The 13091-nt window shown below is 62.4% G+C and carries 9 protein-coding genes; 3 read left to right on the plus strand and 6 right to left on the minus strand.

The window, feature by feature from the left end; translation table 11 throughout:
• Nucleotides 1–37 precede the first annotated feature (37 nt).
• Nucleotides 38–526 (plus strand): hypothetical protein, encoded by a 489-nt coding sequence (locus tag ASE60_RS00360; RefSeq protein WP_057247766.1) that lies wholly within the window; start codon nucleotides 38–40, stop codon nucleotides 524–526.
• A 171-nt stretch (nucleotides 527–697) separates the two neighbouring features.
• Here ASE60_RS00360 and ASE60_RS00365 read toward each other — a convergent pair whose 3' ends face one another.
• The 4 genes from ASE60_RS00365 to ASE60_RS00380 form a co-directional block, all read right to left on the minus strand.
• Nucleotides 698–1657 carry a YbhN family protein gene (locus ASE60_RS00365; RefSeq protein ID WP_057247767.1) on the minus strand — a complete coding sequence of 320 codons (960 nt, stop codon included), beginning with the start codon at nucleotides 1655–1657 and terminating at the stop codon, nucleotides 698–700.
• 420 nt (nucleotides 1658–2077) lie between these two features.
• Nucleotides 2078–3469: a M20/M25/M40 family metallo-hydrolase gene (locus ASE60_RS00370; protein WP_057247768.1), complete on the minus strand. Its 1392-nt coding sequence runs from the start codon at nucleotides 3467–3469 to the stop codon at nucleotides 2078–2080.
• Nucleotides 3470–3805: 336 nt separating this feature from the next.
• Entirely contained in the window at nucleotides 3806–4249 is a 444-nt protein-coding gene (locus tag ASE60_RS00375) for a MarR family transcriptional regulator (protein WP_057247769.1), read from the minus strand.
• Nucleotides 4250–4611: 362 nt separating this feature from the next.
• On the minus strand, nucleotides 4612–4998 hold the full coding sequence (locus tag ASE60_RS00380; protein ID WP_057247770.1) for a hypothetical protein: 387 nt from the start codon (nucleotides 4996–4998) through the stop codon (nucleotides 4612–4614).
• A gap of 91 nt (nucleotides 4999–5089) precedes the next feature.
• Between ASE60_RS00380 and polA the strand changes: the two genes are divergently transcribed.
• On the plus strand, nucleotides 5090–8098 hold the full coding sequence (gene polA / locus ASE60_RS00385) for a DNA polymerase I (protein WP_057247771.1): 3009 nt from the start codon (nucleotides 5090–5092) through the stop codon (nucleotides 8096–8098).
• A gap of 239 nt (nucleotides 8099–8337) precedes the next feature.
• Nucleotides 8338–9192, plus strand: coding sequence for a formyltetrahydrofolate deformylase (purU, locus tag ASE60_RS00390; RefSeq protein ID WP_057247772.1), 855 nt, complete (start codon nucleotides 8338–8340; stop codon nucleotides 9190–9192).
• Between the two features lie 52 nt (nucleotides 9193–9244).
• Here the strand turns inward: purU and ASE60_RS00395 are convergent, their stop codons facing one another.
• Both ASE60_RS00395 and ASE60_RS00400 read right to left on the minus strand, forming a co-directional pair.
• A complete protein-coding gene (locus ASE60_RS00395; protein WP_057247773.1) occupies nucleotides 9245–9889 on the minus strand; it encodes a TetR family transcriptional regulator in 645 nt (214 codons plus the stop codon).
• A gap of 61 nt (nucleotides 9890–9950) precedes the next feature.
• Nucleotides 9951–13091 (minus strand): efflux RND transporter permease subunit, encoded by a 3141-nt coding sequence (locus ASE60_RS00400; RefSeq protein WP_057247774.1) that lies wholly within the window; start codon nucleotides 13089–13091, stop codon nucleotides 9951–9953.

Consider the following 13091-nt stretch of genomic DNA (forward strand, 5'->3'; position numbering starts at 1 on the left):
TTGTGCTCGGCTGGCGCTCGACAAAAGGAGGACTGCCATGAAGCTTCGATCCACCGTCTTCGCCCTCGGCGCGTTTGCAGCGTTGAACGGCGAGGCTCTGGCACAGGAAGGCGTCGCCTATGTCGACGACCGCTCCGACGGGGCAGCTCTCGTCCGTTCGCTCTACAATGCCATCAACCGCAAGGAATATGCCCGCGCCTACGGCTATTTCGGCGAATCGAAGCCCGTCGGCGGCTACAAGTCCTTCACCCGCGGCTATGATCGCACCGTGTCGGTCGAGGTGAAGATCGGCAAGGTGAAAACGGAGGCTGGCGCCGGCAGCATCTATTCGGCGGTTCCGGTTGCGGTGAAGTCTATCGAGAAGCGCGCGCGGGTCCGGTTCTTCGCCGGCTGCTATGTCACGCGCATCATCAACCCGTCGCTACAGGTGCCGCCCTTCACGCCCTACCAGGTCGAAGCGGCGCGGCTTAAGGAAGTGAAAGGGCCGCTCGAGCAGGCGCTGCCGACGGTCTGCAACGCGCCCTGACGTGGGTCGAGGGAAGCGTAAAGTTTCCACCACGCCGCAATTCCAGTCAAAGTGAAGCAGGCGATCCCCTTAGATCACTTCATTGTTTCATCGAAACACTGAAGTGATCTAAGTCTTTGAAATTACGCAATTCCTGACGGAAAACCGTTTCGCACTTTTCCTGGAATTACTCTAGGGAAGGTCGGTCCCTCCCGGGGGAGGGCGTTGTGCCAAGAAGCGTGCCCGCTCGAAAACGAGGATCACCACCAATGCCAGGACAAACGGGATGACCAGGTAGAGCAGGCGGAAGATGGCCAGCGCCGCCAGAACGTCGGCCGGATCCATTTCCGGCAGGGCTGCGATGAAAATCAGCTCGAGCACGCCGAGCCCGCCCGGTGCATGCGAGAGCAGCGCCGCCGAGAACGAGGCGAGGAAGATCCCGAGGATGACGATATAGCCCGGGTTTCCGGCTTCCGGCAGTGCGAAATAGATGATCCCGGCAGCGCCGATCAGTTCCACGGGTGCGATCACCAATTGCCGGAAGACGATCCTCGGCTTCGGGTAGTGAAGGTGGAACCAGCGCGTGCGGAACGATGGCAGCCCGACGAGGCTGCCGATGACATAGAGCCCGATAACGACGAGGATGAGCACGCCTGTGGTCAGCGACATTTCCACCGGCAGGAATTCGGCGAAGCGCTCGATGATGTCGGGTCGCACCAGGAGGACGATGGCCGAAAGCACCAGTGTGCCGAGCGTGAAGGTGAAGGAGCAGAAGGCGACGAGCACGCCGACTTCACCTGGAGAAAGCCCCTTGGAGCGATAGGCCCGGTAGCGCACGACCGCGCCGGAAAAGACCGAGGCACCGAGATTGTGCGACAGCGCGTAGGTCGTGAACGAGCAGAGCGTGATGAACCAGATCGAGATGCGGTGACCGAGATGGTCGAGCGCCAGCCGGTCGTAAGCCGCAAGCGCCGCATAGGCGACCAGTGTCGAGCAGATCGCCAACAGCCAGCTTTTAAGCGAGATCGCGTTGAAGCTTGCGAGGAACTCGTCGAGCGAAAGGCCGCGGAGCTCGTGATAAAGCGCATTCACCGAAAAGAGGATCGCGAGAAGGCCGACAATGGGCCAGAAATAGGTCTGCAGCCTCTTCATACAGGCGCCGCGATCGGTGTGAGGACGTGGGCGAGGCGTTCTGAGGACACTTCTGTTGCAGCTGCCGGAGTGGTTCTCCGAGCGGAGACATCCTGTTTTCTAAGCTGCTTTGTCGTAGCGTCACGCCCGCAGCGCGACGCTTCGGTCCTTACCCTTGCCAATGATCCGATTTCCCTTTGTGATGTGTTTCACAAAAAGGAAGCACCTGAGACCCCTGAGGTCAAGGATTGAGGGTCTGCCGAAACCGGAGAAACCGCCGGGAAACGGTGAAGGGGAAACGGTAAAGCGCGGACATCGCGTCGATCGTTTGGAAATGCGCGCGCGTCGGTTGATGCACTGCGCGTGAGAGCTGCGTGATTGGCGTGTGTGCAACCGCAGTCGAAAGCCGCGGCGAAGCACTTCGCCGCGGCTCTGATGATGTCAAGCGGCGAGCGCGTCCAGGATACGGATCCAGGAGCGGATGCCCTTGTGGTAGGACTGCAGCTCGTACTTCTCGTTCGGCGAATGGATCCGGTCGTCGGAAAGGCCGAAGCCGACCAGCAGCGATTCCATGCCGAGCATCTTCTGGAAGTCGCCGACGATCGGGATCGAGCCACCCATGCCGATGATGACGGCCGGCTTTGGCCATTCGTCGGAAAGCGCCACCTTCGCCGTGTTGAGCAGCGGCGATTCATAGGGCAGGTGGATGGCCGGAGAACCGCCATGGGCGTGGAACTCCACCGAGCAATCCGCCGGAACCTTGGAGCGGACATAGGCGCGGAACGCTTCGCGGATCTTCTCCGGGTTCTGGTTGCCGACGAGGCGGAAGGAAACCTTCGCCGAAGCCTCGGCCGCAATCACCGTCTTGAAGCCTTCGCCGGTATAGCCGCCGGTGATGCCGTTGACTTCGGCGGTCGGGCGCGCCCAGGTCAGTTCCAGCACCGAACGGTTCTTTTCGCCCGACGGGATCGACAGGCCGATCTCACCGAGGAACTTCTCCGCCGTCTGGCCGAGCGTTTCCCAGGAAGCCTTGACCTGGGCCGGGGTCTCTTCGACGCCTTCGTAGAAGCCTGGGAGCGTTACGCGGCTGTTCTCGTCGTGAAGGCCGGCGAGAATGGTGGTGAGGATGCGGATCGGGTTGGCTGCAGCGCCGCCAAAATAGCCGGAATGCAGATCGCGGTCGGCAGCCCTGACGATGACCTCTTCGCCGACGAGGCCGCGCAGGCCCGCGGAGATGGCCGGCGTATCGCGGTCCCACATGCTGGTATCGCAGACCAGCGCATAGTCGGCCTTGAGCTCGGCGGCATTGGCTTCCAGGAAAGGCTTCAGCGACGGTGAACCGGATTCCTCTTCGCCCTCGAACAGAATGGTGACGCGGCAGGGCAGGCCGCCATGGACGTCCTTGTAGGCGCGTACCGCTTCGACGAAAGTCAAGAGTTGCCCCTTGTCATCAGCCGTGCCGCGACCGGTGATCACCTTGCGGCCGGGTTCGATTTCCTTGATGCCCGGCTCGAACGGGTCCGTGTCCCAGAGATTGAGCGGATCGACGGGTTGGACGTCGTAGTGACCGTAGAACAGCACATGCGGCGCATCAGGCTTGGCAGCATCGTGATGAGCGACGACCATGGGATGGCCGGGGGTGTCGCGCACCGAGGCGGTGAAGCCGAGGCTGTTGAGTTCCGCCACCAGCCATTCGGCTGCCTTGCGGCATTCCGCCTTGAAGGCCGGGTCGGTGGAGATCGACTTGATCCGAACGAGATCGAACAGCCGGTCGAGGCTGTCAGGCAGGTTGGCGTCTGCGCGTTCGAGAACGGGGGTGATATCTGCCATCATGCATATCCTTGCTTCAAGTTTTGCCGGAACCTACTGCATCAATCGCCAAATCGAAATCGATTTGCGCACGAAATCACGCGGGGTCGTTCTACTGCATGTCTCCTTTAATCGACTTCGATTTAAGGACAAAGACATGCAGCAAATCAAAGTTCTGCAGCGACCTTTGCGCGTCTGATAAGACGCGCGGCGCTGTAGAGCGGCGGCGACTGACGAGCATTCGACGCTGCGCCTTCAGACACGCAAAGGCACTGGACGCGCTCGCTCTGGTTTTAGAGCCTAAGGTCATTCGCTTTAAGCCAAATATTTTGATGGATCGATCAGGGGAGGTGCGAAGCTTCAGGCGCGGCCGTCGCCACGTGCCACGCTGGCAAGCGCCATGCGCATATATTCGAGCATCAGCTCGCGCTCGAAATTCCTGAGGCCGGAAAGCAGCGACTGGTCGGCGGCAAGGGCTGCTTCCTTGGCGGCTGCCTCCATCTCCTTTGCCCGTTCGGTTAGGAAGATCTGCTGCGAGCGCTTGTCCTGAGGGTGCTTGCGTCTGACGATGAGCCCGTCCCGCTCCATGCGGGAGAGCGTGTTGGCCATCGTCGCCTGCTCGATGTCGAGGCGATCGAGCAGTTGCTTCTGCGTCAAGCCTTCCTCGGCCCAAAGTTCGAGCAGAATCGGAAACTGACCGGGTGCGAAACCAAGCTTCTGGCCGCGCTCGTGAAGCGCGCGCGAAAAGCTCTTCGCCAGCAGGCTGGCCAGATAGGTCGCAGATTCCATACGATTGAAGGCCATGCCTATCGGTACGCCCGAAGCGTCATGAAGACAAGTTACAATGCAGGCGATGAACCTTGGGAAGCGCTGAGCTCACTTCGATTTGAGCGGACATTATCGAAAGCCTTGGTGCCAAGTAAAAAACCGTCACGGCGCGGAGGCGGCGCCGTGACGGTTTCTTGAAAACGGGACAAAGGCCCGGAGAGGGGGATAAGGCCTTTGTCCTCATCTGGTGCGGGCGGGGGACAGGCCAATCACCAGAAGACGGCATCACTCGGTGCCGTTGACTAAGATTTGAGGAGTCAAATGTGGCTTTTCAAGGATAGCCGGTGCGATTCCGACATTACAAATGCGTAACGTTTGCGTGAAAGCTCACGCACCTCTCAGCGATCCGTCGAGGCCCGGTTTCGCAAGGCAAAAATGAATTCCACAACGCCGATCGCCATTGCAACCATCATCGCCGTCTTTGCCATTTCGCCAGCTGTTTGATCTGGCGTGATCGATATGACGACAATGAAGGCAACGTTGAGTGCGGCGCGGGCTGCTGCATATTCCACCTTTTGCCAACGCGGCCAGGGAGCGCCGTCCGCGCGCTTGAAATGGGTATCGAGGCCCGCCATGGCGAGCAGATAGATGGGCGCAAAGACTGTCTTGATGATGACGAGGAATGTCGGATCGGCCGACAGGAGCCAGGAAATGAGGAAGCAAAAGACGGCAAAGCCTGAAAGAAGGAGATACTGTTGCAGGGCGTAACGCACGTCATGCGGCATGGCTGGCTTCCTCTGTGGCAAGTGGAGATTGTAGTGCCCGGCGGGAAAACCGCAATGGACCTTTGCCTCACCCCGCGCTATCCATTTGCCCATGAAAAACGGTGATCATCTCTTCCTCGTCGACGGCTCCGGATTCATCTTCCGGGCGTTCCATGCCATCCCGCCGCTCAACCGCAAATCCGATGGCCTCCCGGTCAATGCGGTATCGGGTTTCTGCAACATGTTGTGGAAGCTGCTCACCGATGCGCGTGACACCTCGGTCGGCGTCACGCCGACCCATTTCGCCGTCATCTTCGACTATTCCTCGAAGACGTTCCGCAACGCGCTCTACGATCAGTACAAGGCCAATCGGACGGCGCCGCCGGAAGACCTCATTCCGCAGTTCGGCCTGATCCGTCACGCGACCCGCGCCTTCAACCTGCCTTGCATCGAAAAGGAAGGCTACGAGGCGGACGATCTGATCGCCACCTATGCGCGCCTTGCCGAGGCGGCCGGCGCGGGTGTCACCATCGTCTCGTCCGACAAGGACCTGATGCAGCTCGTCACGTCGAACGTATCGATGTACGACAGCATGAAGGACAAGCAGATCTCGATCCCCGAGGTCATCGAAAAATGGGGCGTGCCGCCGGAGAAGATGATCGATCTCCAGGCGATGACCGGTGACTCCACCGACAACGTTCCCGGCATTCCCGGCATAGGCCCGAAGACGGCGGCCCAGCTGCTCGAGGAATACGGCGATCTTGAAACGCTGCTGGCGCGTGCCGGCGAGATCAAGCAGGCCAAGCGCCGCGAGAACATCATCGCCAATGCCGACCTCGCGCGCCTGTCGCGCCAGCTCGTGGAGCTCAAGACCGACACGCCGCTCGATGTCCCGCTGGAAGAGCTGAGCCTGGAGCCGCAGAACGGGCCTAAGCTGATCGCCTTCCTCAAGGCGATGGAATTCACCACCCTGACGCGTCGTGTCGCCGCGGCGACGGGCACGGACGCGGACGCCGTGGAAGCCGCAAGCGTGCCTGTGGAATGGGGCGCGGATGCGCGCGGCCCGGATCTCGACAAGGGAGACGCGGCGACGGCTGTCAGTGAAGGTTCCACCGCCAAGGCAGCGATCCGCGGTGAGGCCGCCGAAGCCGCCGCTGTCCTGTCACGTGCCGGCGAAACGGATGCGGCAGACGCCACGCCGCAGGCGCTGGCAGCGGCTCGAGCCGAAATCTTCGCGAAGGCACCGTTCGATCACAGCGCCTATGTCACGATCCGTGATGTCGCCGCTCTCGACCAGTGGATATCAGCCGCGCGCGATGCCGGCGTCGTCGGCTTCGACACGGAAACGAACTCGCTCGATGCCATGCAGGCCGATCTCGTCGGCTTCTCGCTGGCGATCGCCGACCATCGGGCGGACCCGACGGGCACCGCCATCCGGGCGGCCTACGTTCCGTTGATCCACAAGACCGGTGTCGGCGATCTCCTGGGGGGCGGGCTCGCCGAGAACCAGATCCCGGTCGGGGAGGCCCTCAGCCGGCTGAAGCGCCTGCTCGAGGACCCCTCCGTCCTCAAGGTCGCGCAGAACCTGAAATACGATTACCTCGTGATGAAGCGGCACGGCATCACCGTGGAGAGTTTCGACGACACGATGCTGATGTCCTATGTCGTCGATGCCGGCAACGGCACCCACGGCATGGATGCGCTCTCCGAGCGTTGGCTGAACCACAAGCCGATCGCCTACAAGGATATCACCGGCTCCGGCAAGTCGTCGGTGACCTTCGACTTCGTCGATATCGACAGGGCGACGGCCTATGCCGCCGAGGATGCGGACGTCACGCTGAGACTCTGGCACATCCTGAAGGCGCGGCTGGCCGCCAAGGGGCTGACGCGCGTCTATGAACGGCTCGAGCGGCCGCTGGTCGCGGTGCTTGCGCGCATGGAAGATCGCGGCATTACCATTGATCGCCAGATCCTGTCGCGGCTTTCGGGCGAGCTCGCGCAAGGTGCGGCGGCTCTGGAGGACGAGATCTACAAGCTCGCTGGCGAAACCTTCACCATCGGTTCGCCGAAGCAGCTCGGCGACATCCTGTTCGGCAAGATGGGCTTTGCCGGCGGGTCGAAGACGAAGACCGGGCAATGGTCGACCTCGGCGCAGGTGCTGGAAGATCTCGCCGCCGAAGGCCACGAGCTGCCGCGCAAGATCGTCGACTGGCGGCAGCTGACCAAGCTCAAATCCACCTACACCGATGCGCTTCCGGGCTTCGTCCACCCGGAGACAAAGCGTGTTCACACGTCTTACGCGCTGGCCGCCACCACGACCGGTCGCCTGTCGTCGTCCGATCCGAACCTGCAGAACATCCCGGTGCGCACCGCCGAAGGCCGCAAGATCCGCACTGCCTTTGTCGCGACGCCCGGCCACAAGCTCGTCTCGGCCGACTACAGCCAGATCGAACTGCGCGTGCTCGCCCATGTCGCCGACATTCCGCAGCTTCGCCAGGCCTTCGCCGACGGCGTCGACATTCATGCGATGACGGCCTCGGAAATGTTCGGCGTTCCGGTCGAGGGCATGCCGGGCGAGATCCGCCGCCGCGCCAAGGCGATCAACTTCGGCATCATCTACGGCATCTCGGCCTTCGGGCTCGCCAACCAGCTGTCGATCGAACGCTCCGAGGCCGGCTACTACATCAAGCGCTATTTCGAGCGCTTCCCGGGCATTCGCGATTACATGGAAGGCACCAAGGTGTTCGCCCGCGAGCACGGTTACGTCGAGACCATCTTCGGTCGCCGGGCACATTATCCGGATATCCGCTCGTCGATCCCGTCGCATCGCGCCTTCAACGAACGCGCCGCGATCAACGCGCCGATCCAGGGCTCGGCCGCCGATATCATCCGCCGCGCCATGGCGAAGATGGAGCCGGCGCTGGCCGAGGCGAAACTCTCGGCCCGCATGTTGCTGCAGGTGCACGACGAACTGATCTTCGAGGTTGAGGACGCCGAGGTGGAAAAGACCATTCCGATCGTCGTCTCGGTGATGGAGAACGCCGCCATGCCGGCGCTCGACATGAAGGTGCCGCTCAAGGTCGATGCGCGCGCCGCGACCAACTGGGACGAGGCGCACTAATCCGAGCGGCCCTGTGCCTGGTTTTCTGATGGAATTCCCTCAGAAAACCTCAAAAGTCATATGCGATGAATCTTGCAGCGCCCGGGGGCATTTAATGCCCTCGGGCGTCTTTCCATCAGGATGATAGAAAGCGTCGGCCGTCGCAGCCGGAACGATTGCCGGCGCGTTCAACTCCCCATAGGCAGCGGTTGGGAGGGGGCTCGAGGCCTCATCCGGAACCGCCGCAATCGGAGGAGATCATGGCGCCGAAGACCTTCATTCTTGTGCTTTCCTGCGACGACAAACCCGGCATCGTCGCGGCCGTCACCACCGAGCTTGCCGCGCTCGGCGCGAACATCGCCGAAAGCAACCAGTTCTGGGACACAAAGACCAACAGCTTTTTCATGCGCATCGCATTTCAGGTTGCGGCGAGCGTTCAGGCTGGTGATGTCGAGCGGGCCTTGCGCCCGGCCGTCGAGCGTTTCCAGATGCGGACCGTTCTCGCGGACGCCACAGTGAAGCCGAAGATCCTCATCCTCGTCTCCAGGTTCGATCATGCGCTCCTGCATCTCATCTACCAGATCCGTGTCGGCTGGCTGAACGCGGAGGTCGTTGCCATTGTCTCCAACCACGAGGACAGCCGAGGCACGGCCGAGGCCGAGGGGCTCGCCTACCACTGTTGGCCGGTATCGAAGGACAACAAGGCCGAACAGGAGGAGAGGCTGTTGCGCCTGGTCCAGGAGACCGGCGCCGACCTCGTCATCCTTGCCCGCTACATGCAGGTCTTTTCGGACAATCTGTCGAAGCGCCTCTACGGCAAGGCGATCAACATCCACCATTCCTTCCTGCCGAGCTTCAAGGGTGCCAGGCCCTATCATCAGGCGCATGAGCGCGGGGTGAAGCTGATCGGCGCGACGGCACATTACGTCACACCGGATCTCGACGAAGGTCCAATCATCGAGCAGGAAACCGAGCGCGTCAGCCATGCGCTGACGGCCGAGGACTTTGTCGCCACCGGCCGCGATATCGAAAGCCGCGTGCTCGCCCGGGCCGTCAAGCTGCACCTGGAGCGGCGCGTGATGCTCAACGGTCACAAGACGGTGGTGTTCAGCTAACAGGGTCCGAAAGCATCTGAGCCGGTACCCGCACGGGCGCCGGCTGAGGATGTCAGGGGCGTGCGGCAACGGCGGTTGCCGTGATCGCCGGCGCGCGGAAGCTGGCAAAGAGCCGGCTCAGGCCTTCGCGTCCCTCGGCCGTCAGATCGAAGGGACGGCCGAAGAGCAGCCATTCCGTACAGAGCCCGAGCATCATCCAGTGCAGCGTCCGCGTCGCCGAGGCCGGCGTCCAGCTCTCGTGCATCTGCCCCTTGGCAAGCGCGCGCGAAAAGGCGAGCTCAAGCAGAACATTGTGGCGTTCGTCGAGTTCTTTCTGGCGGGTCAGGACCTCGCTCATGTCGCCGTCGTAATTGGTGCGCAGCATGATCGTCAGGATGCGCTGGCGCTGCTCGTCGGCGGCGAGAACATCGAGCCAGTCGCCCATGGCGCCTTCGAGGATGGAAAGGGTATCGGCGGCTTCCGCCTCGATCTCGCGGGCGACCATGTCTTCCTGCGGCAGGGGCACGGCGTCGTGCAGTGCGAGGAACAGGTCGGTCTTATTGGCAAAGTGCCAGTAGATGGCACCGCGCGTTACGCCGGCGGCCTTGGCGATTTCTTCGAGCGTCGTGTTCGAGACGCCCTTTTCGTAGAAGACGCGCTCGGCGGCGCACAGGATCTTCTGTCGGGTTACTTCTGCGTCGGCTTTTGTTCGGCGCATTCATTCCTCCTCATCAGACGGCCCGCCGACAGTGATGTGCAGCGGGCCGTCTGTTGTCATTTTACTCGGCGGGCGTGGGGTTTTCTGCGGCTGCCGGTGTGTTTTCCACTTTCTTTCGACCGAAGAGCTTCGTGACGAACACGAAGAAGACCGGAACGAAGAAGATGGCGAGCACCGTTGCCGAGATCATCCCGCCCATGACGCCCGTGCCGATGGCGCGCTGGCTGCCGGAGCTCGCACCAGTGGCGATCGCCAGCGGCAGAACGCCGAGCGTGAAGGCCAGCGACGTCATCAGGATCGGCCGGAAGCGAAGATGTGCCGCCTCCAGCGTCGCGTCGATCAGCGACTTGCCCTGCTCGCGCAGTTCCTTGGCGAACTCGATGATCAGGATCGCGTTCTTGGCCGAGAGACCGATGATCGCGATCAGGCCCACTTTGAAGTACACGTCGTTCGGCATGTCGCGCATGGTGACCGCCAGCACGGCACCGATGACGCCGAGCGGAACGACCATAATGACCGCAACCGGGATAGACCAGCTCTCGTAGAGGGCCGCAAGGCACAGGAACACCAACAGGCACGACAGCGCGATCAGGAGCGGCGCCTGGGTGCCGGACTGGATTTCCTGCAGCGACTGGCCCGTCCACTCGTAGCCGAAGCCAGCCGGAAGCTGCCCGGCGAGACGCTGCATCTCGGTGATCGCGTCACCGGACGAATAGCCGGGTGCTGCCTCGCCGCTGATGCGGACCGACGGATAGCCGTTATAGCCGATCGTCTGCGTCGACGCCTTGACCCATTCCACCGTCGCGAAGGCCGACAGCGGCACCATGCCGCCATTGGCGTTGCGGACGTTCAGGTTCAGGAGGTCGGCGGTCTGCATGCGCTGACCTTCGTCCGCCTGCACCGTCACGCGCTGCATGCGCCCGGCATTGGGGAAGTCGTTGACGTAGGACGAGCCGAGGTTGGTCGAAATCGTCGAGTTGATGTCGGCGAAGGTCACACCGAAGGTGTTCGCCTTCTCGCGGTCGATGTCGACGCTGACCTGGGCCGCATCCGGCATGCCCTCGAAGCGGACGCCGGCAAGCACCTTGCTTTCGGCCGCCATGCCGAGAAGCTGGTCGCGGGCTTGCGACAGTGCCGCCTGGCCGAGACCGCCGCGGTCCTGCAGGCGGAACGAGAAGCCGCCGGTGGTGCCGAGGCCCTGGATCGCCGGCGGCGACAGCGCGAAGCTGATCGCGTCCTTGATCTGGCTCATCGCCATAGTCGCGCGCATCGCGATCGACTGTGCGGCGTTGTTGGCGTCGCGTTCCTTCCAGTCCTTGAGCGTCACGAAGGCAAGCGCCGCGTTCTGGCCGGTACCGAAGAAGGAGAAGCCGTTGATCGCGATGATGCGTTCGACGGCCGGCTCCTGGCCGAAGATCTTCTCGGCCTGCTCCACCACCTCGGTCGTGCGGTTGCCGGTCGCTTCCGACGGCAACTGCATCATGACGATCACGAAGCCCTGGTCTTCGTCCGGCAGGAACGACGACGGCAGCTTCATGAACAGCCAGCCGAGACCGGCCAGCACGGCCACGTAGACGATCATGTAGCGGCCGGTCCGGTGGACAAGGCGCTTCACGATGCCGCTATAGCCGTGCGAGGTCTTGTCGAAGCTGCGGTTGAACCAGCCGAAGAAGCCGCGCTTGGCGTGGTGATGGCCCTTCGGCACCTGCTTCAGGAAGCTCGCGCAGAGCGCGGGCGTCAGCGAAAGGGCAAGCAGCGCCGAGAACAGGATCGAGACGACCATCGTCAGCGAGAACTGGCGATAGATCACGCCGACGGCGCCCGGGAAGAAGGCCATCGGGATGAACACGGAGGCGAGAACCAGCGTGATGCCGATGACGGCGCCGGTGATCTGCTTCATCGCCTTGCGGGTCGCTTCCTTCGGCGTCAGCCCTTCCTCGGACATGATGCGCTCGACGTTTTCGACGACGATGATCGCATCGTCGACGAGAATGCCGATCGCCAGCACCATGCCGAACATGGTCAGAACGTTGATCGAGAAGCCCATCGCCAGCATGACGGCGCAGGTGCCGAGCAGGGCGACCGGCACGACGAGCGTCGGGATGATGGTGTAGCGGATGTTCTGCAGGAACAGGAACATCACGATGAACACCAGCGCGACCGCCTCGACCAGCGTCGAAAGCACCTTCTCGATCGAGACGGCGACGAAGGGCGAAGTGTCGTAGGGGACCGAGTATTCGAGGCCCTGCGGGAAGAACTTCGCCAGTTCGTCCATGCGTTCCTTGATGGCCGCCGAGGTCGACATGGCATTGCCGCTCGGCGACAGCTGGACGGCGATAGCCGCCGACGGCTTGCCGTTGAGCCGCGTCGAGAAGGCATAGCTTTCGCCGCCGATTTCGATACGGGCGACGTCGCGCAGGCGAACGGACGAACCATCCGGATTGGCGCGAAGGACGATGGCGCCGAACTCTTCGGCGCTCTCCAGCTGGCCCTTGACGACAACGGGCGCGCTGATCTGCTGGCTGATCGGGTTCGGCTGGGCGCCGATCGAACCGGAGGCAATCTGGGCGTTCTGCGCCGTGATCGCGTTCGTCACGTCCGCCGCGGTCAGGTTCAGACCGAGCATCTTGTCCGGGTCGAGCCAGACGCGCATCGAGCGTTCGGTGGCAAAAAGCTGCGCACGGCCGACGCCCGGCACACGCTGGATTTCGCTCAAAACGTTGCGGCTGAGATAATCGCCGAGGCCGATGGCATCCATCGAGCCGTCGGTCGAGGTCAGGGCCACGATCATGAGGAAGCCGGAACCGGCCTCATCGACCTGAACACCCTGGCGCTTGACCGAATCGGGCAGGCGTGGCTCGACGCGGCGAACGCGGTTCTGAATGTCGACCGCCGCCTGTCCCGGATCGGTGCCGGGCGCAAAGGTGGCGCTGATTTCAACCGAACCGGAGGCGCTGGAGGTCGATTCGAAATAGAGCAGACCTTCGACGCCGTTCAACTCGTCTTCGATCAGTCGTGTGACGCTCTGATAGGTGTCCTGTGACGAGGCGCCGGGGTAGCTCGTGTTGATAGAGATCTGCGGCGGTGCGACGTCAGGATATTGCGATACCGGCAGAAGCGGGATCGCAATGACGCCGGCGACCATGATGAAGATCGCCACCACCCAGGCAAAAATAGGCCTGTCGATGAAAAAACTGGGCAT

It is taken from the genome of Ensifer sp. Root278 (assembly GCF_001429285.1).
GTDB lineage: Bacteria > Pseudomonadota > Alphaproteobacteria > Rhizobiales > Rhizobiaceae > Ensifer.